General features: G+C 45.4%; 19 protein-coding genes and 3 pseudogenes. 10 read left to right on the top strand and 12 right to left on the bottom strand.

The features are described 5' to 3' along the window. Window positions 1-151 precede the first annotated feature (151 nt). Window positions 152-4,567, top strand: coding sequence for a Tc toxin subunit A-related protein (locus LGZ98_RS04130; RefSeq protein WP_262977762.1), 4,416 nt, complete (start codon window positions 152-154; stop codon window positions 4,565-4,567). Window positions 4,568-4,813: 246 nt separating this feature from the next. Here LGZ98_RS04130 and LGZ98_RS04125 read toward each other — a convergent pair whose 3' ends face one another. From LGZ98_RS04125 to LGZ98_RS04075, 11 genes and pseudogenes are all read right to left on the bottom strand, one after another. Continuing rightward, a complete protein-coding gene (locus LGZ98_RS04125; RefSeq protein ID WP_228900572.1) occupies window positions 4,814-5,143 on the bottom strand; it encodes a helix-turn-helix domain-containing protein in 330 nt (109 codons plus the stop codon). Then, the gene (locus LGZ98_RS04120; RefSeq protein WP_262977761.1) at window positions 5,133-5,522 is read right to left on the bottom strand and encodes a type II toxin-antitoxin system RelE/ParE family toxin; all 390 of its coding nucleotides are present in this window, start codon (window positions 5,520-5,522) and stop codon (window positions 5,133-5,135) included. Before LGZ98_RS04120 ends, LGZ98_RS04125 begins: the two co-directional genes overlap by 11 nt. A gap of 202 nt (window positions 5,523-5,724) precedes the next feature. Beyond that, window positions 5,725-5,862 (bottom strand): annotated as a pseudogene (locus LGZ98_RS04115) (hypothetical protein); the annotation flags it as partial. Window positions 5,863-5,915: 53 nt separating this feature from the next. Then, window positions 5,916-6,971 carry a ferric ABC transporter ATP-binding protein gene (fbpC, locus tag LGZ98_RS04110; protein WP_262977760.1) on the bottom strand — a complete coding sequence of 352 codons (1,056 nt, stop codon included), beginning with the start codon at window positions 6,969-6,971 and terminating at the stop codon, window positions 5,916-5,918. A gap of 15 nt (window positions 6,972-6,986) precedes the next feature. Beyond that, window positions 6,987-9,065 carry an ABC transporter permease gene (locus LGZ98_RS04105; protein ID WP_262977759.1) on the bottom strand — a complete coding sequence of 693 codons (2,079 nt, stop codon included), beginning with the start codon at window positions 9,063-9,065 and terminating at the stop codon, window positions 6,987-6,989. A 130-nt stretch (window positions 9,066-9,195) separates the two neighbouring features. Beyond that, complete coding sequence (locus tag LGZ98_RS04100) at window positions 9,196-10,227, bottom strand: ABC transporter substrate-binding protein (protein ID WP_113042680.1); 1,032 nt, start codon at window positions 10,225-10,227, stop codon at window positions 9,196-9,198. A 20-nt stretch (window positions 10,228-10,247) separates the two neighbouring features. Further along, complete coding sequence (gene uhpC, locus LGZ98_RS04095) at window positions 10,248-11,594, bottom strand: MFS transporter family glucose-6-phosphate receptor UhpC (protein WP_262977758.1); 1,347 nt, start codon at window positions 11,592-11,594, stop codon at window positions 10,248-10,250. Window positions 11,595-11,667: 73 nt separating this feature from the next. Beyond that, window positions 11,668-12,740: pseudogene (locus LGZ98_RS04090) on the bottom strand (MASE1 domain-containing sensor histidine kinase). Beyond that, window positions 12,737-13,369, bottom strand: coding sequence for a response regulator transcription factor (locus LGZ98_RS04085; protein ID WP_113042685.1), 633 nt, complete (start codon window positions 13,367-13,369; stop codon window positions 12,737-12,739). The pseudogene LGZ98_RS04090 and the gene LGZ98_RS04085 overlap by 4 nt, the downstream one beginning before the upstream one ends. Window positions 13,370-13,581: 212 nt before the next feature. Then, entirely contained in the window at window positions 13,582-13,878 is a 297-nt protein-coding gene (nadS, locus tag LGZ98_RS04080; protein ID WP_113042687.1) for a NadS family protein, read from the bottom strand. 85 nt (window positions 13,879-13,963) lie between these two features. Beyond that, on the bottom strand, window positions 13,964-14,281 hold the full coding sequence (locus LGZ98_RS04075; RefSeq protein WP_113042689.1) for a type II toxin-antitoxin system RelE/ParE family toxin: 318 nt from the start codon (window positions 14,279-14,281) through the stop codon (window positions 13,964-13,966). Between the two features lie 333 nt (window positions 14,282-14,614). Here LGZ98_RS04075 and LGZ98_RS04070 point away from each other — a divergent pair, with 333 nt between their 5' ends. From LGZ98_RS04070 to LGZ98_RS04060, 3 genes are all read left to right on the top strand, one after another. After that, on the top strand, window positions 14,615-15,709 hold the full coding sequence (locus tag LGZ98_RS04070; protein WP_262977757.1) for a terpene synthase family protein: 1,095 nt from the start codon (window positions 14,615-14,617) through the stop codon (window positions 15,707-15,709). Between the two features lie 224 nt (window positions 15,710-15,933). Next, entirely contained in the window at window positions 15,934-16,413 is a 480-nt protein-coding gene (locus LGZ98_RS04065; protein ID WP_191214863.1) for a CesT family type III secretion system chaperone, read from the top strand. Window positions 16,414-16,449: 36 nt separating this feature from the next. Then, the gene (locus tag LGZ98_RS04060; RefSeq protein WP_262977756.1) at window positions 16,450-17,748 is read left to right on the top strand and encodes a Tle-like phospholipase domain-containing protein; all 1,299 of its coding nucleotides are present in this window, start codon (window positions 16,450-16,452) and stop codon (window positions 17,746-17,748) included. A gap of 81 nt (window positions 17,749-17,829) precedes the next feature. Here LGZ98_RS04060 and ampC read toward each other — a convergent pair whose 3' ends face one another. Then, window positions 17,830-18,987: a class C beta-lactamase gene (gene ampC, locus LGZ98_RS04055; RefSeq protein ID WP_262977755.1), complete on the bottom strand. Its 1,158-nt coding sequence runs from the start codon at window positions 18,985-18,987 to the stop codon at window positions 17,830-17,832. A 793-nt stretch (window positions 18,988-19,780) separates the two neighbouring features. Here ampC and LGZ98_RS04050 point away from each other — a divergent pair. The 6 genes and pseudogenes from LGZ98_RS04050 (at window position 19,781) to agaV (ending at window position 25,744) form a co-directional block, all read left to right on the top strand. Continuing rightward, window positions 19,781-20,293 carry a Tli1a family immunity protein gene (locus LGZ98_RS04050; RefSeq protein WP_262977754.1) on the top strand — a complete coding sequence of 171 codons (513 nt, stop codon included), beginning with the start codon at window positions 19,781-19,783 and terminating at the stop codon, window positions 20,291-20,293. Further along, window positions 20,281-21,693 (top strand): annotated as a pseudogene (locus LGZ98_RS04045) (T6SS phospholipase effector Tle1-like catalytic domain-containing protein); the annotation flags it as partial. The gene LGZ98_RS04050 and the pseudogene LGZ98_RS04045, both read left to right, overlap by 13 nt. Window positions 21,694-21,977: 284 nt before the next feature. Beyond that, a complete protein-coding gene (gene agaR, locus LGZ98_RS04040; RefSeq protein WP_262977753.1) occupies window positions 21,978-22,751 on the top strand; it encodes a transcriptional repressor AgaR in 774 nt (257 codons plus the stop codon). 35 nt (window positions 22,752-22,786) lie between these two features. Then, entirely contained in the window at window positions 22,787-24,082 is a 1,296-nt protein-coding gene (locus LGZ98_RS04035) for a D-tagatose-bisphosphate aldolase, class II, non-catalytic subunit (RefSeq protein ID WP_262977752.1), read from the top strand. Then, entirely contained in the window at window positions 24,079-25,296 is a 1,218-nt protein-coding gene (locus tag LGZ98_RS04030) for an AgaS family sugar isomerase (RefSeq protein WP_262977751.1), read from the top strand. The genes LGZ98_RS04035 and LGZ98_RS04030 overlap by 4 nt, the downstream gene beginning before the upstream one ends. Continuing rightward, window positions 25,262-25,744 carry a PTS N-acetylgalactosamine transporter subunit IIB gene (agaV, locus tag LGZ98_RS04025; RefSeq protein ID WP_011145207.1) on the top strand — a complete coding sequence of 161 codons (483 nt, stop codon included), beginning with the start codon at window positions 25,262-25,264 and terminating at the stop codon, window positions 25,742-25,744. Before LGZ98_RS04030 ends, agaV begins: the two co-directional genes overlap by 35 nt. Window positions 25,745-25,749 lie beyond the last annotated feature (5 nt).

Here is a 25,749-nt window from a genome sequence, read left to right as displayed (position 1 = left end):
AGTTGCCTCTTTGTTGGCTGCACTCGCTCACCCCGGTCACATAGTTTGCTATGCTCCCGGGGATTCACTCCCTTGCCGTCGCGATGCATCTTGAAATCCATAGGGTATAATTTTCATGGTGGAATAAAAAATTTTAATAGAGGTTCAGAATATGAAAAATATTGTTTCTAAAAAATTAGCTGAGAATGTTCGTGATGGATTGGTTAGTTATTACTTGGGGAATATTTCAAAAACAGCTAATGTACTCGATTTAAAAACGCCGGATGATTTGTATCAATATTTACTTATTGATAATCAGGTATCGAGTCAGGTTAATACTAGTGTTGTTGCACAAGCGATTTCCAGTGTTCAGCAATATATTAATGGCATTATGCTTAACATGGAACCAGGATATGATTATCAATATGAAGATAAAGTAGAAAAATGGAATGATATTTTAAGCCAATATAATATTTGGGCTGGTTTTCAACAGTTATGGAATTATCCAGAGAATTATATTAGCCCTATATTACGTCATGGTAAAACAAGTGATTTTAAAGAGTTGGAGGATAATTTAAATAAAGGGAAATTGAGTGATGAAGTTGTTCAAGAAGTTATATTGAATTATTTAAATAAATTTGAAGAAATAAGTAACTTAGAGTTAATGAGTGGCTATATCAATACGACTAAAGAATTAGCACCCGCTCAGGCTGAATATTATTTCATTGGTAAGATGAGTATTACGCCAGGTCAATATTACTGGCGATCGCTAAATATGGCTAATCGAAATATGCAAGATGTCATTAACCCTACAGCTTGGCAAGAATGGGAAAAAATTGGTATTCCTGCTACTGGGGAAGTGATTAAGATCCGCCCAGTCGTTATTAATGGTCGTCTTCATATCGTTTGGTTGGCACATGAAGCTGATAATAATAAAGAAGAAAATTATTATAGTATTAATTTAATATATCGAAAATTTAATGGTGAATGGAGTCTTCCAAATAAATTACGTACTTTTACTGGTGATAAGAATAAAGTTAATGATGACTTTGAACTCATTGCATTAATGGATTTGCGAGCTGAACCGGTATTAGTTATTTCTGCTATTTGTAAGCCAGTAAAAACAGAAAATAATACATCAGGAGAAAAGAATTATCCGTACTCCTGTAATTTACTATTTAACGAAGTTCCTGTGCCCCTGGTTGGTGATAAGTCATTAGATCTCTATATTTATCAACAAATTAAATCTAATTCTACGAAAGATCTTACACAATCAAATATGTTGTCAGCCTATTTTGGGGATGCATATAAATTAGTTGACAAGCCTATTTATCTGGAGTCAAAAAGTTATCCTGGGCTTGTGACAGGGAAAATGACACTATTTGCTGAAATGGGTAGTAGAAAACTACGTCTCCATGGTAATAATAGTTTGTCGATTGGGAAAGAGATTATTAAATCTGTAGCATGTGATATTGATCTTAAACGTAAATCTAGTGAAGCAGGAAAGGTTAATATTTCACTCGCTGATGGCGCTAAAGAAAATAATGGAAAAGTAACAGTTTCTGTCGTGGTGACTATCAATGATAATAGTTATGAATCAGGTGACTATTTTTATATTATGTTTAATTCTAGTCAGAGTGGCTATCCTGAGCTGAAAGTTAATTTTTCTGAATGGGGACAAAAGCAAGGTAATGCCTATCATTTTACCAAAGAAATGGAAGTGCCACTGTCTGGACTAAAAGAAGCTAAAGTATTTAGTTCAGAACTCAATAAATCTGGTGGTAAGCTTGTTGCTTCTGGAGATGGAACGCCAAAAGTAGATATTGATCATTCAGGTCATAGGGAGGCTGATTTCTGTTTATGGAATATTGAAGGGGGGAGCGATAGTCTGTTATATTCAAAACGCCAATTACTCAATGGAAAGAGTATTATTCCTACTGTAGAACTTGATCTCGATGAAATAAAGGGTAAGGATTCGAGTGTATTTTTAAAATTAGGTTATAAGAAAGAGGGCGAAGATGCGGACTTAGGTTATAACCATTATGAAGTTAAATTCAGTAAAATTCCCTATCCTAATTTGCTGTTGGCCTATAATAAAAAAACGCAAGCACAGTATCTGGATATTACTGAATTGCAATTTAAATATCGATCTATCAGATTAAATACCCTATTTGGCAGGGAGCTTATTGCACGGGCTAACCATTCTATTGCTGATGTACTGAGTTGGGAGGCACAACATATTAATGAACCGCCTATTCCGGGTAGTGATGAAAATAATGATTCTGCGCTTAACGGGGCAAATAGTATTTATTTCTGGGAGCTTTTCTTCCATGTACCTTATTTAGTTGCGTATCAACTCAATGCTTCACAACAATATCAGGATGCCCAAAACTGGTTGCACTATATTTTCAACCCAGCAGTGAAAAATAAGGCTAATGGTAGCCCAAGTTATTGGCATTGCAGCCTGTTAGAGGTTTTTCAAGATAGCTCAGTACAATTAAAAGAATTACAAGATCCAGATGCGATAGCTTATGCCGAGCCAGTACATTATAAAAAAGCCATATTTCAAATGTATGTGCAGAACTTAATTGATTTTGGTGATAGTTTTTATCGCTTTCTGACCAATGACGGACTTAATAATGCTAAATTACGCTATCTTCAAGCACAGCAATTACTTGGTCCCAGACCTGATTTTGATTTAGTTAGTCATTGGCTGCCGATTGAATTGGCAGATGTCACCTCTTCAAAGAATAATAAATTACGCGAATTTGAGAGTAATATTGATCCTGATATATTAATTGATCTTCCAGCGGCTAAAGTCAGTGCTCATACGGCGGTCGATAATGCGATATTCAGAGTGCCTTTGAACAATGATTTACTGTGGTATTGGGATATTTTATCCAGCAGATTTTATAATTTGCGCCATAATTTAACTTTAGATGGTAAACCTTTGTCGTTACCATTATATGCAACACCTGTCGATCCAAAAAATTTGCTCGCTTTATTGGCAAATGGTGGATCATTATTGGCAGCAGGTAGTACGGGTATTTTGAATATACCACCTTATCGTTTCCGGGCATTATTACCCAGTGTTTATCATGCGGTAGATACATTAAGTCATTTTGGTGATTTACTCTTGAGTGCGCAAGAACGTAAAGATCGTGCGGAACAGGAAGAGTTGAATCAATTGCATTTGAAAGAGTTAGCTATTTTCGCCATTTCATTGCAGAAAGATGCTGTCGCAATCGCTGAAAAAGGGAAAGAGGCATTATTAAAAAGTCAGCAGACATTACAACAGCGGATTGATCATTATAAGGCGCTTTATGATGAAAACATTTCTACAGATGAAACCAATGCGCTGAATTTACAAGGTACGGCAAAAATTATTTCTTCTGTTGAGGAAGGAATGTTAACCGTCGCTGGTGCCGCTTCGCTGATACCTAGCATTGCGGGAACATCATTTGGTGGACAACGATGGCATATGCCGCTTATTTGTTCTGCGGGTATTACACGTACTGCATCGTTAATTATGCAAATGGCGAGTGATACATTGAGTATTAAAGCGGGTTATAACCGGCGACGTGAAGAGTGGGAGATTCAATATAAACAGGCGGAAAGTGAACTGGAAATGTTGAAAAAACAGATTGAGCAGCAAGAGGCACAAATCTCCGCTGCGAATACAACATTACAGCAATCTCAGACACAACTGCAAAAAGAGCAGGATATGTATCAGTTTCTTACTGTGACTAGGGTAACGAAATCTTCGCTTTATCAATGGTTGAATGATCAGATGATGTCATTATATCGTCAGGCTTACGATGCAGTGCTTTCGCTATGTTTAAATGCACAAGCATGTTGGCAATATGAAATGGGGGATTTTGCTACACAGTTTATTGTGCAAAATGGTTGGGACGATAATCATAATGGTTTATTGGTAGGAGAAAAGATTAAACTGAATCTACTGAAAATGGAATCGGCTTATTTGAATCGTAATGAACGTCGTTTAGAGTTAACTAAAACGATCTCGTTAAAAAATCTATTATCTGATACAAAAAAATGGCAAGATATTCAATCTGAACTTAAAACTGGTGAAGGAATTACATTTATACTGAATGAGAAATTATTTGATCAAGATTATGCCGGGCATTATTTACGCCAGATCACGTCTGTATCGGTCACGCTGCCAACATTAATTGGTCCTTATCAGGATATTAAAGCGACTTTAACTCAAACTAAAAGTTATACGTTGAAAATGCCGGATATTAATGGTGTGAAATATTTACTTTCAAATAAGGAAGGCGATAATAAACAAATTGTCACGAATTTGAGAGCGAGCCAACAAATCGCACTTTCATCAGGGATTAATGATAGCGGTACATTTAATCTTAATTTCGGTGATGATCGCTATTTACCTTTTGAAGGAACGGGGGCGGTTTCTGACTGGAAACTCATTTTCCCATCAGCGGCAACAGACAGTATACAGCGAGATATTCTGGATAATTTGTCAGATATTATTTTGCATGTACGTTATACCGCGAAGGATGGTGGTGAGGCATTTGCTGGTCAGGTAAGAGAATTGCTTAAATAATACGTTTATACCCGTTATCTTTCAAGTTGCCTCTTTGTTGGCTGCGCTCACTCACCCCGGTCACATAGTTATCTATGCTCCCGGGGATTCGTTCCCTTGCCGTCGCGATGCATCTTGAAATCCATAGGGTATATTTGTCGCTGTTTTTGTATTTAATATTTAATCAGGAATCCGCCCCTGTATCAGTACCTTAAACGAGGTTTGTCAGCGGTCAGAGCACCCCGAAAGGTACCTTTAATGGTTATGTTAAGCGGTGATAATTTTCAATCCTTGTTTATCAATGAGGTTTAGCATTCTTAATGCTGCCCCATTGGGCTTAATTTCACCACGCTCCCATTTCGATACGCTTTCTTTCGTCATATTAAGCGCCAGAGCTAAACTAGCTTGAGAAATGTTATAACGGTCGCGTAATTTTTTGATTTCATCTCCAGACATCGGGCGAGCTTTAGCTATACGTTTACTTAAATTGCGAACCTGAATTCTAGCTTCAAGTTTTTTGGTTAAATCACCGTTAGAAATACCAGCCTCTTCCAGCTCTTTTGCAAAGCCAAGCATTTCGTTCAATTTAGTGCTCATCTTTCACCTCTACCAAAAGTTTTAGTTCGAGCATTTTTTTTATTTTTTTATCATCATACTTTAGAAGTTCTGCGGCAACGTCTTTGTAGCCTTCCAAGTCATCGTCCTCGATTTCCTTAGCTCCTTTTCCGCTGACTTCACTTTTTGACCAGCCATCGAAAAAAAACAGGTTAGTTCCACTTTTAAAGAAGATGATAGTTCGTGTGCCTCCACTCTTACCCGTGCCTTTTAAAGGAACCCGCTTCTTGATAACACCACCGCCTAAATCAGCTTCAAATACACCATTCATGACCTCAGACGCTGCTTTAAGTAAGGTATCTGTGGTGATTTTTAGTTTTTTGGCCTTTTTATTAAAAAGTTTTGTTAAGTAAACAGCCACGAAATCCCCGAAATGGTAATTTTTATTATAGTAATCCTTGCTATGGTCTTGTGCAAGTTTTAATCGATATTATCTATATATACCCTATGGATTTCAAGATGCATCGCGGCGGCAAGGGAACGAATCCCCGGGAGCATAGATAACTATGTGACCGGGGTGAATGAGTGCAGCCAACAAAGAGGCAACTTGAAAGATGACGGGTATAAGCTGGGTCAGAGTAGTTATCAAATCGAGACCATTGACTGTTAAACATCAGTCGAACCGTACCTATCAGGTTGTTGCGCTGCTTACCTGTGATAACCTCTGCTATTCCTTTCGTGTCTGTATTTTCATTATATAGGCCACCATCTGGCGGCCTATTGATATAAAAGTCAGGAATCTTTTGCAATCAAATTAACCGCTGCTTTTCTCGGCCAAAATAAACATCCCAAACGGATGAATTTCCAGATAGTAATTATCGCCAACATCGGGTTGCAATTGGGTGGCGTTAATCTGTAATAGCAGAGTTTGCCCTTGCCAATCTACGGTGACTTCATATTGTGGCCCCATGTAAGCCACATGGCTGATGGTACAGCGTTGGCTAATATTTCCATTACGGCTCAGGGTGATAGCTTCCGGTCTGACGCCTACCGTTACCGATTGTCGGTTAGTGGTGAAGTTTGTTGGCCGTGGCAGGCGATATTGAAAAATCTCGACATAATCAGCACCCAAAGTCGCCGGGAAGATATTGGCATCTCCCATAAAACTTGCCATAAACTCAGATGCTGGCTGGCGATAGAGTGTTTGTGGCGTGCCAATTTGCATGATTTTACCTTTGTTCATCACCAGCACCGCATCGGAAACTGCAAATGCCTCACTTTGATCATGAGTAACGTATAGTGAGGTGATATTAAATTGCTGCTGTAATTCGCGGATTTTCTCGCGCATACTGCGGCGCAGATTGGCATCAAGGTTACTCAGCGGTTCATCGAAAAGTAACACTTTAGGTTTAAGGATCAGTGCGCGAGCGAGAGCAACACGCTGTTGCTGACCACCGGAGATCTGATCCACATAACGATCATCAAAGCCGCCTAAGTCCACCAGCTCCAGCGCCTCTTTAACCCGTTCGCGTATTTCTGCTTTAGGCTGCCCTAGCATTTTCAGCCCGTAGCCAATATTTTCCCCTAGCGACATATGCGGAAACAGGGCGTAGGACTGAAACACCATACAGATGTCACGTTGCTGGATAGAGCGATCTGTAACGTCTTCACCATCAATGAACATCTTACCTTCACTCGGTTTCTCCAGCCCGGCAACCAGACGTAATACGGTGGTTTTACCGCAACCGGAGGGTCCTAACAGTGTAACCATATGTCCCTGAGGAATAGATAGTTCCAGATTATCGATCACGGTGTTGCTACCGAACCGTTTGGTTACATTTTTCAGTTCGACAAAATTGTGTTGTGTCATATTGTCACTCCGTGATTACTGTGCATTTTTGGCTTTGGAACGAGAGATCCGCGCTTCGCCAATCAGATAGTCAAATAAGAAAATAATGGCCAGCATAACTACAATCAGGATCGAGCCATAAGCGATAGCAACCCCGTATTCACCATCTTCCACTCGATTCAGGATATAAGAGGTTGCTACGCGGGTGTCTGGTGTGACCAGGAAGACAATCGCGCTGACGGTGGTAATCGCACGCACGAAGCTGTAGATCAGTGCAGATAAAATCGCCGGGCGCAGTAAGGGTAACAGAACATGGAAGATGGTTTTCATCGATCCGGCACGCAGGCTGAGTGAAGCTTCATCCAGTGATTTATCAATTTGTCCAAGACCGGCAATGCCTGCCCGGATACCCACTGGTACATTGCGCATGGTCATGGAGATAATGACGATGGCTGCGGTTCCGGTGAGATAAAAAGGTGAATCGTTGAAGGCCAGAATGTAGGAAACCCCGGCGACGGTACCCGGTACAGCAAAGCACAGCATGGTGGTGAATTCGATGGTTTTTTTACCGCGAAATTCCTGGCGTACAACAATGTAAGCAATCAGCAGACCGAGGATCGCGGTAATGGGGGCGGCGATACCGGCGTAGAGCAGGGTATCCAGTAATGATGGCCATGCGCCATCGTGCAGACCTTGACCGAACAGTTTGATGAAGTTATCTAAGGTCAGTGTGTAATCCACTCCCCAGTTGACGGTGAAACTGCCGTAGAAGATGCTGCCGTATAACAAAATGTTGAACACAACCCAGATAAATAGGATGGCACAGACCCCCCAAACCAGTGACGTTGGCAACGGTTGTACGTCACCACGGTAGGATTTGCCGGAAACCGTGACGTAGGAACGTTTACCAATCCACAGATACTGCACGCAGAAGACCAGCAGCGAGAAAACCAGCAGTGAAGCGCCAAGAGTACTGGCGGCCTGATAGTCGAGTTGAGAACCGGTGATATAGAAATAGATCTGGGTCGCCAGTACGTCAAAGCTACCGCCCAGTACCAATGGGTTACTGAAATCGGCCAGCGACTGGACAATGACAATCAGGAAAGCGTTCGCCAGTGCTGGTTTTAACAGCGGAATAAAAACATTGAAGAATGTCTGATAGCGATTGGCTCGCAGAGTATAAGCAGCTTCTTCCAATGAGGGATGGATGGTTTTGATAGCGCCATCAAGGATCATAAATGCCATTGGCGTAAAGGCTAGAACTTGCGCCAGCCAGATGCCGGTAAAGCCATACAGCCAGTTGGTGTTGGTTAGGCCAAACCAGGTTGCCATAAATTCAGTGATATAACCGGAACGGCCCATCATTAGGGTGACGCCTAAACCGACCACAAACGGTGGCGTTACGATGGGTAAGATAGAGAATACCCGGCCAATAATGGCGGAACGGCGGGCGATTCTGGCGGTATAAATTGCCAGCACCAGCCCGAAGAAAGTGCAACCGACACCCACGGCTAGAGAGAGCAAAACGGAGTTGATGATAACCTGAATAATGTGTGCCTGCCCCAGGATCGATATAAAAGCAAATGGGGCAAACTGACCGGCATCATCTGTAAACATCGGAATAAAGATAGCAATACTCGGATAAAGGATAAATATGCCGATTAGGGCAATAACCGCGACTAATGAACCGATAACAAAACTGTCACCACCCAGCCATTCAAGGCGAGACAGGGCCAGAGTAATCATCGCGCCCAGTGAGATAAACAGGAAAATCGTCGAGTAGCCCAGCCCACGACCAATAATGGCGGCGCTAATAACGACAAATAGCGTGCATAGTAAGGCATAACCCGCGTCAAAATAGTGGCGTCGATGTTGATTGCGGTTTGCTGGTGTGAGTGGACGTAGTAGTAGCACTGAGGGTAACAGGAACCATAGTAAGCTGATGTTTAATCCATTCCAGCCATAAGCGGCGAGCAGTTCATCTTGAGTAGATTCGAATAGGCCGTAGTCCAGGCTCCATGATGGCAAAAGCGCGAAGGCCAGCCACATTAGAGCAATCCACCAGAACACGGCATCCAGCTTCTGTCTGATAGGCAGGGTAAATGCGTGAGACATAATTTCCTTCCATTATTATTGTGTGGTGGCAACAGTAAACAGCTATCCGCTAAGGCATTATTGGTGGGGGAACATAAGGCAGCTTGACGGATAGCGTCTAAGGGCGGAGGTGAGCCGCCCTTGACTGGCTTTATTTAGCCATTTTCACTTCTGTCACCCATTTGGTAATTAACTCTTTGCGTACATCATTGGCGCCATATTTATCCATGTCGTAATTGATCAGTTTCAGATCGGATAATTTAAGCGCCAGAGGAGAAGCTTTCGCCTTGGTATTGGTCAGGATCTGATAAGCTTTCCCTTTCTTCCAGCTCAATTCTTGTGCTTCTTTGGATAACACCCAGTCAACAAACAGTTTAGCGTTGTCCATATTGCGGGCATTTTTGATGATACTTACGCCGCCGATTTCATAACCGGTACTTTCACATGGCGCGATAAGTTTTAGTGGTGCGCCATTTTCTACTTCCAATGAGTAATCATGCAGGAAACCGATACCAATCGCAGATTCGCCACGGGCGGCATTTCGTGCTGGCGCAATGCCGGATTTAGTGTACTGAGAAATATTGGCGTTTAGTTTTTTCAGGTAATCAAATGCCTGATCTTTGCCCCATAACTGAACAAAGGTTGCTAACGCGGTGTAAGCGGTACCTGAACTTTGAGGATCGGCAATCTGAATTTCGCCTTTATATATCGGTTTGGTGAGATCTTTCCAGCAGGTTGGAATCGGCAGATTTTTCTCTTTTAGACGTTCAGTGTTGACGCCATAGCCGAGAATACCGACATAAACGGCGGAGCTGTAGTTGCCTTTACGTTTGGCCGGGTCGCGGAACTGCGGCATGATTTGCGTCAGATTAGGGGATTTATAAGGTTCTAGCAGATCCATCTCTCCCGCTTGAGATTGCGGGTCCAGAGTCCCGCCGTACCAGACATCCGCTTGTGGATTGCGTTTTTCGGCTTCAATTTTTGCCAGAGTACTGCCTGAACCGTTACGGACAAAGGTAGTTTTTACATTGTATTTTTCACCGAATGCTCTGGTTTCAGTTTCACACAGGGCGTTAGTGGCGCTGCAATAAACGATCAAACGTCCGGCGGCCTGAGCACTGTTGGTAAATGCAGCAACGGCCAGACCGGCTGCAATAAGTGTAGAGAAAGGTTTCAGTTTCATTATTTTGTCCTTATTTGTATTCAAAACTGCTTATTATTAGAAAGTAGCGAGGTTACCCCTGCCATATGTTCCCTTTTACCAACGTCTGCCATTAATAGTGGCATCAACAGCAAACCCATCATGGCGGCTGCGGCGGTGAGTAGGGCAAACATCCCTGACCAGCCATAGTGGGCAACCACCTGACTTAGTGGCCAGCCTGCGATTGCTGCGCCCAGGTAGGCGTACAATCCCAGATAACCCGTGACGGTGCCGGCAGCTTGTTTATGGCAATATTCCGTTGCTGCCAGCCCAATCAGCATTTGCGGGCCAAATACAAAAAAGCCGATACTGAAAAAACAGACTGCCAACAGCGCGTAGTGATGAATGGGAGTCAGCCACAATGCGGTGACAGCTATAAATAGCCCAAGCGCAAACAGGAGAATCATTGGAGCGCGTTGGCCGCGGAACAGTAAATCAGATCCCCAACCAGAAAACAGCGCGCCGGTTAAACCACCGAGTTCAAACAGGGAAAGTGTCGCATTGGCACTGAGCAGATTGGCGCCATGTGTTTCCGACAACCACAGATTTCCCCAATCGTTAATTGCCATTCTGATGAGATAGACCAGAATGTAGGAGCATCCTAGCAACCAGATAGTTTTGTTAGTTAAGATGGTATCCCGCAATATCTGCATCATCGGCATGGGGGATGATAGCTGTTCGTGTCGAAGCTCCAGTAAATCCTGCCGCCACTGCCCCACACTGGGCAAACCGTGCTGTTGTGGTATGTCGCATAACTGATGGCAGAGCCAGATGCCTAATAAAATGCCGATAATCCCCGGCATCATCAGCGCTGTTTGCCAGCCGTAAGTTGTCGCCAGAAAAGCGGACAACATTGGCACGGTAATGCCAACAATATTAATGGAGATATTCCAGTATCCCCACCAGAAGCCGCGCTCATTGCGGGAGTACCAGTGTGTCAGCAATCTGGCGCAGGGGGGCCATCCCCAGCCCTGAAAGAAGCCGTTCAGTGTCCAGATGATCAGCAGTGCAGAAAATGATGAACAGAAAGCGAAGATAATGTTTAACACACCTGTCATCACTAATCCGGCCCCCATAAACCAGCGATAGCCGGTGCGATCATGAAATACGCCGGAAATAAATTTTGAGCTGCCGTAAGCCAGATAGAACAGAGTGGTTATCCAGCCAATATGCCCTTTATCCAATCCCAGTTCCAACTGCATAACCGGCATAACAAAGTTGAAGCTTTTTCGTGTCAGATAAAATGCGGCATAGCCAATGATCATGGAAATCAGCAAACGGCTGCGCCAGCGGCGATAGTGTTGTGAAATCTGTTTCTGGCTGGTGGCTTGCATACCCGGCTCCTCCATGAAAATGAAATATAAAGAAAGGTTGATGAAAATGGATGGGATAAGGTTTTAGGCAACTAGGAATAATTCCTAGTTATGCCTGATTTTCATCAGAATTTGTGGGCAGCTTAACAATTATACGCGTGCCGTTATCATTGCTTAACTGCCAATCTCCACCTAACGCGCGGATACGTTCTTCAATACCTTGGAGGCCAAATCCACCTTTTCTTTTATCTTCTGTAATGCCGATGCCGTTATCACTGATTCTGAGTTCGATCACATCCCGGTGCTGTCGCAGGATGATAGCGATTCGAGTCGCTTTGGCATGTTTGCTGACGTTGTTCAGTAACTCTTGAACCAGACGGTAAAGGGTAAAAACCACCGTTTCATTGGTTGGATTTTGAGGAAGCTGGTAGTCCAACCGGCAATCAATCTGTTGTTCCTTAAACGCAAATTCATGGATCAGATGGTGAAGCGCTTTTTCTAAGGACATCTCTTCCAAAACCGGTGGGCGCAATTGGCGTAATAATTGACGGGTGGATTGGTGGATCTGTTGGGCCAGGTTATTGATCTGTTCCGCGATCATTTCTGTTGCCGGGGTGATGGCGGTACGTTTTATCAGCGTTGCCTGAATTTGAATGGCAGTAATATTCTGACCAATTTCATCATGTAACTCGCGGGCAATACTTTTACGAATATCTTCTTCTGTGTGAACCAGCTTCTTCATCAGAGTATGGCGGGCGGTTAGTTCCTGCTCTAAGAGTTCATGGTAACGTTGTAAATTTTCAGCGAGCTGCTGTTGGCGGCTACGCCAGCCAGCAGAATCGAGAGCCGTTGCCAATACAGGGGATAGCGCCACCAGAATTGTTGCACGATAAGGGTGGGTATTAGGCTGAGAAAGGGTGATAACAGAATGATATTGTGAGTAATAAGTTGTTCGCTGCCGAGCCATAGCAGAATAATAATCTCAGTGGCTAATAAGGTGGGCAAGTAACGACGTCCCAGGAGGATAAACAGTGCCAGCCGTAACCCTTGTGGCAGAAGTAGTGTAGCTTGTTGTCCATTGTCATTCAGGTAAAAGCTGATGGTCCACAGAGCAAGCCAGCTCAGCGAATAAAAAATCATCAGAAAGAGTGATAACAGGCCAAATCGTGATCCTCTGTTCATGGATTCCCCATTAGAATCTGGTGTTGCAGAGCGTAATGAACCAGATCAATGGTGCTATCGCACTGGAGCTTGCAGAGAATATTGGCACGATGCACGTGAACTGTTTTGTGACTGAGATAAAGTTGTTCTGCGATAGTTTTGACATTAATGCCATTGATCAGCAGATCAAATATTTCCCGTTCTCTGGGGGTTAGCACTTGCAGTGCTGTAACCTTCTGTGATGTTTGACGCAGTGCTTTTAGTGCATCAGCGCACAAATAGCAGCCGCCTTGATGTACGGAGCGTACTGCCTGAACTAATTCTTCCGGGCCGCATCGTTTGGTGAGATAGCCGCAGGCGCCGGCATCCAGCGCACTTTGGACAAATGCGGTGGTGTCATAAATACTGAGAATAATGGTACGAAAATCAGGTCGTTTTTGCCGTAACCGAGTGAGCAGGTGCAAACCACTTTCATCCGGCATCGCGATATCCATCACGGCAACATCAATCGGGTTTCTGAGTAAACCCAACCAAGCTTCTTTGGCATTGGCGTATTGCCCGGCGATTTCAAGATCATTTTCAAGCATGAGTAATTGGGCAAAACCGGAACGGACAACTACGTGGTCGTCAATAAGTGCAACTCTAATCATAATTTTTTTAACGAATAAATGGTAAATACAATAAGTTACATGATGTGCAGGAAAGGCAGGTTGTGCAAATTAATCAACTAAATCTGCAAGAAAGCTAACAAATTTAGCTATGAATTTATGCTCTGAGTACTGGCGTGGCGAAAGCCAGAAAAATGGGGATTAAAATATCTGGCACAATGACAACGCGCCCGTTTTAGCGCGTTGAAATAATATCAGGTAGATTTAATTTGGTTAATAATAAAAGGGTTAACCTGCAATAAGATAAGTAGCTTTCTTGCTGCGCCAGTGGGATAGCGGCGTTTACTTTCCCAGCTTTTTACCAGGTCATAGCTTACGCCAACTGCTATGGCAAACTCCTGTTGTTTCAGGCCAGTTGCTTCGCGTATTGCTTTAACATCAATTTCGGCAAAAGTGTGAACATGTTCCGGTTTTGGCGTCAATTCACCTTTTTCAATTTTCACCATTTCTTCTGCACTAGCTAGAAGATCAGCAAACAATTCATTTTTCATAAATACCTCAGCTGGCTTTCTCAGTAACTTGCATATGATATTTTTATCATACAGTTTAGCCTTGCTTGTTGTTTCACCAATTAATTTAATCCAAGAAAGTAGATACTTTCTTTAATGCTTTCTTCTGCTCTTCCGTTAAATTATCTTGTTCACTTTTTAGGTAGATTAATGCCAAATAAATACGACCTTTACGGGTGACATTATAGTAAATAACTCTAATACCACCCCGTTTTCCTGTTCCCTGACGGCCCCAGCGTATTTTGCGAAATCCACCAGTATCAGAAATAGTGTCCCCTTCTTCGGGGTCATTAATCAGAACTTCTTGAAACTTTCGATATTCATCATCAGTTAGCAGCGTTTGTCGTCTTTTACTGAAACCTTGTAGTTCAATGAACGTAAACATGGTGTCCTCTGATCAATTATCGTTTATGTAGATTGTATGTGTACCATGTACACTTTTGCAAGTATATTGGTGTACGTAGTACATATTTTGCCTATGGAACGACAAACTTACTTGTGATCCGCATTTTTACAAACCAATTTACTTCCTTCTTTGTGCCAAAATCTCAATGATTCCTTGTGTAATAGTTGCCTCTGTGCCGGTAATTTCGGTAGCAGTGTAAGTGTTGGCAGAAAACGAGTTAGTAAGATTGGTAAAAAATCTTATGCCCATCTATAACTTAATTGCCACCGAATCATCATTTGTTAATAAATTACTTTATGGAGCCAATTATTCGTGAATATTATTAAAATTCCCCCTCTGCCCAATCCATTCCCATATATGTTACATCCGTTAGTCAATGCGGGAGAGCCGGAAAATTGTGAGATTGAAATAGCTACGCGTGAATATGCGGATCGTTTCCATCTATATAGTAACGAAACACAGCGGCAACGTTTATGGAAAATGGAGAGTGCACGGTTGGCGGGGTTACTCTATCCAAAGGGGAGTAAGGAATTGTTGCAAGTAGGTTCAGATTTCGTGATGTGGGGTTTTGCCTATGATGATGAATATTGCGATGAAGGGCCATTAAGCATGAATCTTACCGCTTATATTCATAATGCGGCTCAATTACAACGCGCACTTGAGTCTCCTGAAAATCCGGTAAACAACGACCGTTACGCGATGGCAATGCGTGACTTACGTATTCGATTGGAACGCTATTCATCTCCTGCTTTAGCAGGTCGTTTTTTTGAGGTGATACGTACTTACATTATGACTGAAATGTGGAAGGCGGTGGAGCCAAAACCTTCGTTTGATGATTATTTGGTGATGCGTATGTATGGTGGTGGCGCTTGGGCATATCCTGTGTTAAGCCATATTATCGCAGGTATTAATATTAGTCAGGATGAGTTTGAAGATCGCCGCATCCGTGCATTATCAGAAATGATGGACTGCCTGACTGCATGGGATTGTGAAGCCTATGCTTATGCGGAGGAACAAGCACGGGCGATAGATGATAAGGAACATAATGTTATTAGTGTCATATGTCGACAATATGGTTATACGGTTGAACAGAGCATGGAGCATTATTGGGAACTCCGTTGGCGGGTAGTTAGCTTGTTCTTGCGGTTACAAAAAGAGGTATTGATTACCGCATCTCCTGAAGTTCGTGATTACATTAATGGATTGACTGCCTATTACAGTGGTGGTTTGTTCTGGGGTCAGACTTCTAAGCGTTATTGTTCCATCAGTGGTCTTTCCTACGACAATCTATTTGAAGGAGGATTGTGCACCGATATTCTGCCCTCGGAAAGTTTCGAATCACTGGGGCTTCCCTCTTTTGAGTGGTGGTGGGAATACGATCCAGCTCGTAAAACTCATATGAATTAACCCGTGCTACTGGACAACACCTGTCGGCCAAGTTGGGTACGGTGGATTCGAACCGCATTTGCACGGTGCAACCCAACTGCCGATAAGGCGCTACTTCGACGTCGATATAAAAAACTTCGCCCTAGAGATAAATCACGGCTTGTCAGTGATTGTTAACATGCTCACACTTTCTATTGCGTGCCAACCCCTTGGTCTGTAAGGGATAACGAGCGGAGAACATCATAGTGAAAGCATATCAACAGACAGTATCTGAATGGTTGCGCCTTGTTGGTGAACGCCAAGGTGTAGCTTTGAGCATTGGCAGCGATGGTCACTGTACAGTACCTTTCGGCCAAGGTGGTGAGTGCATCATCGAAGTGCCGGGTAATGATGACGTTCAGGCATTTTATTTCTATATTCCTTTGTTGCGATTGCCAGCAGATGAGCCGGGCCAGTTGATGTTGACCCGGGCTGCCCTTGAGTTGAATATGTTCGGTCTTACCACGGGCGGCAGTCAGATCAGTCTGGACAGTCGTACTAATTATCTGGTGTTGAGCTTCTCTGCATTGATCGAGATGTTCGACGAAACGACATTTATGCAGATTCTGGGAGAGTTTCTCGATCTTGGGATCAGCTTACAGTCTCAGTTTCAGGTGATCAGCACCCAGCAGAATGGCGCATCATCTGTGCTGCATCCATTACCCGGCTCAGCCATCGTATGCTGAATTTCGGTCATCTGAATAACCAAGGAGAATAATAAGATGTCTATTCAAGGTATTGGGCACACTCCCAGCGCCACGGCATTGGCGCCCCTTTCGAACGGAGAAGTACAGACACCATCTCGTAATAATAATGTTCATCATCATCTTGCCTCTCATTACACCAGTACTGGTCTTTGTACTCAGGTGTCGCCGGGCAAGGTGATGACCACCACACTGAAATATCTGACATTGAGTGCCCCGGCTCGCAAGATTGGCACTGCCATACAGGGAGGACATGACTCCCATGCACAGAGTGCCAAAGGTAAGGCGCGTTACTGGACTGGGGCCATTATCAAGGGATTGGCTAATATCACGGGCGGTGCCAGTAGTGTAACGAGTGGTGCAATTTCAGTCGGTGTTACAGGCGTTAAAAACCTGGCGGAATCCACAGGGCGTTTGCTGGCATCTTCTGCCTTGGGGCTGGCTGGAGCGGGCGCGAAGGGGGTCTCGCACCTACCGCTTGGCGCATCTGATCGTTTGCAGGCTGGAACGCGTGCCGAGCAATTGCTGAATTCTGCCAAGGTGATCGCCAAACCTGCGTTTGTGGCTAAAGCGGAGCAAGAGCCGTTGAATGCTGTGGGAGCTAAGGCAGTGATGGATGCGGCTCAATTGGCGAGAATTAGTTGCTCCAGTAGCTATCGGGATATGCCTGCGAGTTACAGTCATGCCACTTTAGCTGATATCCCGTCCTCAATACTGGCTCGCCGGGAGGATGGCAGTGGCGGAACTGGCAGTGAGTTAACTCTGCATGTTCGCCCCAGCAAGGGGGAGAATGATCCTTTAATCCTTGAGGGAGACGGCTGGTCTGCGCTCAAGGTTGCTGTTTACAAACGTGACGATACTATGGTGCTCTCCTTCGTGGGCACCCAGCCAACTAAGCGTCCTGGTACGGTGAAGAGTGATGTCGGCGCTGCTTTGGGGATCAAGGACAGCGCGTTTCAGGATGCTGACCGTTTGGTCAAGGCTTTTACTAAACAATATGGCGGCAAGGTTGAGGTTCTAGGCCACTCCTTGGGCGGCGGGCTGGCGCAATATGCGGGCATCAAACATGGGATCAAGGTCACCGCATTCAACAGCATGGGATTGCATGTAGGATTACGGGATCGGCTGGCCGACAAGTTGGATAGTGCCAACGTCACCCACATCAATACCAGTAGCGATCCGCTGAGTCAGAAGGTCGAACATGGTATTTGGGGGCTGGATGCTTCTTCTCAGGTAGGTAAGCGTTATGTAATTGAGCATTCAGGTGGTCACCGTATGGAGTCGGTGACCGCAGGTTTGGAAGCCTTACTGGCTTAATGACTCGATATGTTAGGACAGCGCCTCCTGCGGGAGGCGCTGTTGCTGCCAATAGACAACTGTATTTAACGCAATTGCACCTTATTTCAGTGCCTTGAGGATTTGCCAGGCTGCTTTGATGCGTGCCTCGTTGGGGTAGTTTTTGTTGGCCAGTAGCACAATACCCATTTGCTCTTGCGGCACAAACGCGACATACGCTCCGAAGCCATTGGTGGAACCGGTTTTATTGATAAAAAGCGCATCCGTTTGCGGCTCTGGCGGCGATAGTTCCGTGGTTTTGTTGGCCTGATAAGCGATCTGCGCCGAGTTGCCGCTCAGTACCTGCTCAAGGGTAACGGGCCAGTGATAAAGCTCCCAGCCCAGCCCTTGCGTCATCTCCCCCACCCGGTAATAGCCGGTATGGGTTGCCCGAATGGCCTGTGCCAGTTTGCTGTCACCTACGCGGGAAGGATCGATATTCGCATCCACGAAGCCGATCAGCTCTTGTGCACTGGTTTTCAGACCATAGGCTTCCTCATCCAGTACGCCGGGAGTGATGCGAATCGGTTTATTCTCTTTTGAATAACCCAATGCATAATTTTTCATCTCCTGTTCGGGCACGTTAAACCGGGTATGGTATAGACCAAGTGGTGAAAGGATTTGGTTTTTCACCAGTATTGAGTAAGGTTTTTCAAGGCGTTGGGCAACGATATAGCCCGCCAGGCCAATGCTGGGATTGGAGTACTGGCGGTAGGTTCCGGGCGTGTACTTTGGCTGCCAGTGCTGAAACCAGTCCACCATTTTGTTATTGCTGTCGATCTCATCAGGGAATTGTAACGGCAGGCCTCCCGCGGTGTAGGTGGCAATATTCAGCAGGTTTATGTTGTCAAAGGCGCTGCCTGCAAGCGGTTGAAAATGCTGGCTGGCCTTATCGGAGAAGGAAATGGCTCCCGTCACCTGCGCCCAAGAAATCAGGCTGCCGGTAAAGGTTTTGCTGACCGATCCTATTTCAAAGAGGGTCTCTTTGGTGACCGGCGTGTTGCTCTCTTTTGATGCGTCACCGTATTGATAGAAAAAATGTTGACCGCGGAAAGTCACCGCAATCGCCATTCCTGGAATGTCATATTCCTGCATCAGGGAGTGTATGGTCTTATCAACGGTATTTGTCAGATGGGGCTGATCGGGTGTATTCGAGGCTTGAGTGCCGAGAGAAGCGGCAAGCAGCAAACTGCCAGTCAGCACCGAAAATCGTTTTGTCATGTGGCGTGTCCTTCAATTACAGTGAGAGCTTTCAGTCTTGGATTCTATCAGGATTTACACGCCAGCAGGAGGTAACAAGGTAAAAAGAGGTGTCCTAAGATTATTCCCCGTGGGAAGCTCAACGCTTTATCGCACAATAGCCTCCTTTCTTCACCTAGTGATAGCCCTGAGTAACGGTTCTGAATTCAAAAATGGCTGTCATTTTGCCCGTTATTTGGGGGAGAGTTCCCAAAGAGCACAGTAGTGGTGGGAATACGATCCGCCCGTAAAACTCGTATGAATTAAAGAATAACGAATGAAAAGGATTGCTTGTTAATAAAGTGATTGTCTGTATCCCATCATGTCTGAGGCGTATTTTATCCAGTATCAATTCATTCTCATGCTTTAGTTCAAAATAACGAATAATCCTAAATTGATTGAATTATGATTGTTTGGGGTTGTTATTCTTTTTCGTAGATATTTTCAACGCATTATGCCATAAGAATTGAATGGGCATTTTAGTAAAATTCTTTGTTATCAACCATATGATCTGCTCGGTAAGATTTACCTACTTTTACAATTATTAACCGCTAGTTTAGTTGTATATCATTTTCTGTTCGTTTTACACTTCAGGCAGTTTAGTTTATTTATCTGAAAATTTAAGTGTTGGTGATCTGGTTAATCAACTTGTGCTATGCGCAGTCTCAATTATTCGATTAAGAAACTAATGAAAATGACAGAACTTCAAGTATGTCCGAAGTAACACATACAGGCATCTCAAGTCCAAATTATCCCGCATGTGAAGGAGTCGAAGATGAAAAAACAACAGCTTAGGCTGGCGGTTTTGTGTCTGTTATTGGCTGTCTGTAGCCAGTTTCCGGCGCAGGCAGGCGTGATTATTGCGATTAACCATACCAAATGGGCGATTAACCGGTTCAGTGTGGATGATACACCGGGTATCGATATTATCGGACCGTATCAGGGTGGTGGGGGTGGTTGCTGCTATAGCGTACCAGCGAAATGGAAACCGGGAATGACGGTCCGAGTGGATTGGGAGGCAGGTGAGGCATCAACAAAGGGGTTTCCCGGTTTTGCTGATGAAGAAAAATATTTAGCTTGGCGTAATAAATTACGGGCTAATAATCGCCAGCATAGCCAGGTAGTGCCGGTACCCGATTATACCGGGCAGCGCACCTGCGGTATTACGGTGCATTTTTTACCCTGTGATCAGGTTAAAGTCACTACCTCCTGCAACACCTATAACAGCCCCAATTATCCGATAAAAGAACCTTTACAAATGAAGGAGCCCAAAGTATGTCCGAAATAAATCATAACGATGCTGTCTGGTTGCCCGCCCTTTTCCCGGCTCAGGGACGGTTGCCAGCTCGGGATTACCTGATTAGGCAAAATTGCCGCCAACAAATTAGTCAAGAGAGAGCTTACCATCAGGAGCTCTGTCTGGCTGCGGATCGTCGGGTGGCACCGCCCTGCTGTAAGACCCTGCATGTCAGCCTGTTCTTTGACGGGACCGGCAATAATTTATATAACGACCTTTATCAGGCCGTTCCTAACCACCCGACCAATATTGTCCGCCTTTTCCAGGCGACGATTGGGGCTGGTTATGCGGGTGGCGCGGCAGGTAAGCCGTTGCTGGATGATATCGACAGCACCGGTGGAAAGTACTTTAAGTATTATATTCCCGGTGTGGGCACCCCCTTCCCGGAAATTAATGATCTGGATTACACCACTTTAGGACTGGCCGCTGCTGACCGGGGTGAAGACCGGATCAACTGGGCGTTGCTGCGGTTGATTGATGTATTAAAACGCGTATTAGCAAACGACAAAATTGATGATACTGCTTGTCAAAAATCCCTTGAGGCGATGGCCACGACATGGCACACGCTGGGTTTGGGTGGCGCACATAACCGTTATGCCGAGTTTTATAAGCAATTTTCTGGCTTAAAACGTGAGCTAGTCATAGCCCGCAGCCAGCCGGGACGGGGCAAATCCAAACTGCTGGGGATGAAGTTGTATGTGTATGGTTTTTCCCGTGGGGCAGCAGAGGCACGGGCCTTTGTCAACTGGCTGGCTGAACTGTTGCCGCCCCCCAAAGAGGATAACTCGAAGCCGTCGCAGTGTCTGCAAGCGAAAAACGAAACCGACCCGGAGTGTAACTTGCCCATCAGTGTGGAGTTTCTCGGGCTGTTTGACACGGTGGCGTCGGTCGGGGTGAGCCATGTGGTTCCTGTCGTTGAAGGCCATATGGCCTGGGCAGACGGCACGCAGGAGCTGCCATCGGAGGATACTTACGGCGGGTTGGTGAAACGTTGTGTGCATCTGGTCTCGACCCATGAACAGCGGTTGAGTTTCCCGATGGACTCCATTCGCCGTTCGGACGGCACTTATCCGACAGGCAGTACTGAGGTAATTTATCCTGGGGTGCATTCTGATTTGGGCGGCGGTTATCCACTAGGTGAACAGGGCAAGTCAATAGGTAAAACAGATGGTCTCCTTTTATCACAAATTGCTTTGCATGAAATGTATGCTGCGGCTTTTGATTCCGGTGCACCTTTAAAAGTGCCAGAAGATACTTTGCCTACAGATTTAGCCAGAAATGCTTGGCGTAAAATGCCACTTGATGTAGTTGATGAATTTCTCATTAGCTCGCAGCTAGTCAACCGCTTCAACGCCTGGCGTGAAGTCACCCTGGGCCTGGAGATGCCTAAATGATTGAAAACCAAGGGCTTTCGTTTCTTTATGTCAATTGTTACCCAAAATGTGGATGAAAACTGATTTTTTGGGTAAATAGCCAGTAACCAGAGAATTTAATATTTTCTTTCGCTTTGTTTCTAATCGAAACCTTTTATGCCAGTTTTTGGTTATATAATAGACTGTAATAGCGATCACAATTTCGTTTGGTTGCTTTTGCTGTAATTAAATCGAAAGAGAGGGAAAGCAATTCATCACAGGCGGCATAAATTTGTCGCTGAAAATCTGAGGAGTATAACGGAATGGCTGTGGATACCGTAAAAAGACGTGAACAGATTATCGACTTGCTGTGCCATGAGGGCAGCGTACGTGTTGAACATTTGAGCACCCGTTTTGGGGTTTCCAGCGTCACTATCCGTAATGACCTGCGTTATCTGGAGCAAAAAGGCTGCGCACTGCGTTCTTATGGCGGTGCCATGCTAAATCAGCAATTCGCCTTTGATCGCCCTTTGCAAGATAAAGGCCGGATGAATCGTGATGTGAAATCGCGCATTGCGGCTAGGGCGGCACAGTTTGTTCAGGATGGTGATGCCTTGATCCTTGACTCCGGTTCGACTACCACGCAAATCGTACCATTTCTTAAAGAGCGACGTGATCTGGTCGTCATGACTAACGCGTTGAATATCGCCTATGAACTGGCGGGATTTGACCGGATGGAGGTGATGGTGCTTGGCGGGAGTGTGCGTCAGAACTCTTACTCTCTCTATGGTCCGGCGGCGGAACAGCAATTGCGTCAATATCGCTTTGACATCCTATTTCTTGGCGTCGATGGTTTTGATCTGGAAGCAGGGATAACCACGCCACACCCCGGTGAAGCCCACCTTAATCGCGTAATGTGTGAGGTGGCGCATGAAATTATCGCGGTGGCGGATGCCAGTAAATTTGGGCGCAGAAGTTTTTGTATGATCCGTCAAGCTGGACAGATTCATCGGCTGATTACTGACAGTCGGATCCCCGATAACTACAGGCGGGCATTAATTGAACTCGGCGTGGATGTGGTTATTGCCGACGAATAGTTCTTACCGAGATTCTTGCCCGCATGGGAGACACCATGCAGTCACTATTACAACTTATCCGTCGTCACAAATCAGGTGAAGCAGTGGGGATCTATTCGATCTGTTCCGCTCATCCTTGGGTATTGGAAAGTGCTTTGCGCGTCGCTAAAGAGCGTAAGACCTCGGTATTGATTGAAGCAACCTCTAATCAGGTCAATCAGTTTGGTGGTTATACTGGGATGCAACCTGCTCAATTCCGGGATGCAGTTTGGCAACAGGCCGATCGCATTGGTTTATCGCGTGATCGTGTCTGGTTAGGTGGCGATCATCTTGGACCCAATGTCTGGCAGGATCTTCCCGCTGAACAGGCAATGAAACTGGCTGAAACGTTGATACACGATTATGTGGCGGCGGGGTTTCGTAAGATACATCTCGATTGCTCAATGTCCTGTTTGGATGATCCAACGCCGCTTGGCGACAAGGAGGTTGCGGCACGTGCGGCTCGTTTGTGTCAGGTGGCGGAACGTTGTTGGCAACAGGTGGGGGGAGACCCGCCTGTTTATGTGATAGGTACCGAAGTGCCGGTACCGGGCGGAGCGAAGGAAGCATTGGCAGGAGTGCAAGTCACGACGCCTCAGGCCGCGGCGACAACGTTGAGTGTACATCAACAAGCGTGGCGATTGGCTGGACTGGAACCGGTATGGCCGCGGGTGATTGCGCTGGTGGTGCAACCGGGTGTGGAGTTCGATCACCATTATATTGAACATTATCAACCTAAACGTGCAGCGGCACTGAGTCAATATATCGAATCTCAACCCTATTTAGTCTATGAAGCTCATTCTACTGATTATCAAACGGCGCAAGCTTACCGTGAATTGGTACGTGATCACTTTGCCATTTTGAAAGTCGGCCCAGCTTTGACTTTTGCTTTACGTGAGGCGCTTTTCGCACTCGATAAAATCGATGGTGAATGGAATGGGGAACAAGACGCGGCTCATCTGTGTGCTACGTTAGAACAGGTCATGCTTGAGCAGCCGGAGCACTGGAATCGCTATTACCACGGTACATCGCATCAACAGTTTATTGATCGTCAATACAGTTTGAGTGATCGCATTCGTTACTACTGGCCGCATCCGCAGGTACAACAGGCAGTGAATACCTTGATGGATAATCTGCGTTGTCGTCCGGTTTCCCTTTCACTGTTGAGTCAGTACCTGCCGGAGCAGGCGCAGGCCGTTAATGCCGGAAGGTTGGATAATGACCCACATGCCTGGGTGTTGGATAAAATTCGTTCTGTGCTCTTGAGCTATGCGCAGGCTTGTGAGCTTGGGGTACAAGGAGTTTTAGCATGAATGAGCTGTTTTCCTATGCCGAAGTCTGGTTGCGTGAGCACCATGCGTTGCATACTGCCAGAGAGATTCATCAACAGCCTGAGCTTTGGCGTCAGTTATATCAAAATCTGCAACGTGAGGAAGCGTTGTGGCGACCCTTTTTGCAGCCTTTATTGTCTGATCCAGAGTTACAGATAGTGCTGTGTGGCGCAGGTTCCTCCGCGTTTATCGGGCGCGCATTGGCGCCTTGGTTGCGTGAGCAGTGTGGACTGAATGTGGTCGCGTACAGCACCACAGACATTGTGCCTTCTCCTTTGCAATATCTCGATCCAACGCGTCTGACATTGCTGATTTCCTATGGGCGATCGGGCAATAGTCCAGAGAGCGTGGCGGCGGTAAAACTGGCGGATCAGCTCCTGTCACGCTGTTATCACCTGATGCTGACCTGTAATCCCGGCGGTGCGTTAGCGTGTTATGCCGAAGGGCGCTCTCACGTCTGTTCGTTGAATATGCCACAGGGTTCTCATGACCAAAGTTTTGCTATGACGTCCAGTTTTAGCTGCATGACGTTAGCAACAGTGCTGCTGCTAGGGCCATTGACGTTGGAACAGAGTAGGGCGTCGTTGATGGCGATGACCGCGTTGTGTGAGCGGGAAAGGGGGCAGTGGCAGGCACAAATTAAGCGGCTGGCCCGTTGTGGTTTTAAACGCATGATGTGTTTGGGTTCCAGTTGTTTTACTGGGGTAGCAGAGGAGGGAGCGCTCAAGATGCTGGAGTTGACTGCCGGGCACGTCACGACGCGTTACGATTCGTCAATGGGGGTGCGTCATGGGCCGAAGTTTATGATCGAACGCGATACGTTGGTGGTCATGATGCTTTCGGCTGATCAGTATCGTCGTCGTTATGATCTCGATCTGTGGCATGAGCTGAATCATGACGGATTGGCGTGTCAAATTGTTGCACTGAGTGGCACACAGGGGAAAGGGTTCACGGTGGTTAACAGTGAACAAGACGATATCTGGCTGTTGTTCCCCTATTTGATATTTTTGCAGATGCTGGCGTTTGAAACCTCGCTGGCACTGGGCATAACGCCAGACAATCCATGTCCGACAGGGGAAGTCAACCGCGTGGTGAAGGGGGTGGAAATTTATCCTTATCATCCATCGTATTCACCAAGAATAAAATGTATCAGGAGTGATTATGTCGATACCGAACATTTTAATGACTCGAATTGATAACCGGTTGGTGCATGGTCAAGTCGGTGTGACCTGGACCAATTCACTGGGGGCCAATTTGGTATTGGTGGCTAATGATCACGTTGCCGGTGATTTGATGCAGCAAAATCTGATGGATATGGTGGTTTCTGATGGGGTTCAGACGCGTTATTTCACCCTGCAAAAAACCATTGATGTGATTCATAAAGCGGCTGAGCGCCAGAAAATTTTTATCGTCTGTAAAACGCCGCAGGATGTATTGACGTTAGTAAAAGGCGGTGTACCGATCCGCTTCGTTAACGTGGGTAATATGCATTTTGCTGAGGGAAAGCGTCAAATCCATAAGACGGTTTCGGTTGATGATAGCGACGTGGTGGTGTTTCGTGAGTTGGAACAACTGGGCGTCACTTGCGAAATTCGGCGAGTGCCGGATGAAGCGGGAGAACCTATCGCCAAATTGCTGGTTTGAGGGGG

The organism is Photorhabdus kayaii (assembly GCF_025384895.1).
In the GTDB taxonomy this organism is placed as follows: domain Bacteria; phylum Pseudomonadota; class Gammaproteobacteria; order Enterobacterales; family Enterobacteriaceae; genus Photorhabdus; species Photorhabdus kayaii.
This window is presented reverse-complemented; position numbering and strand designations above follow the sequence as displayed.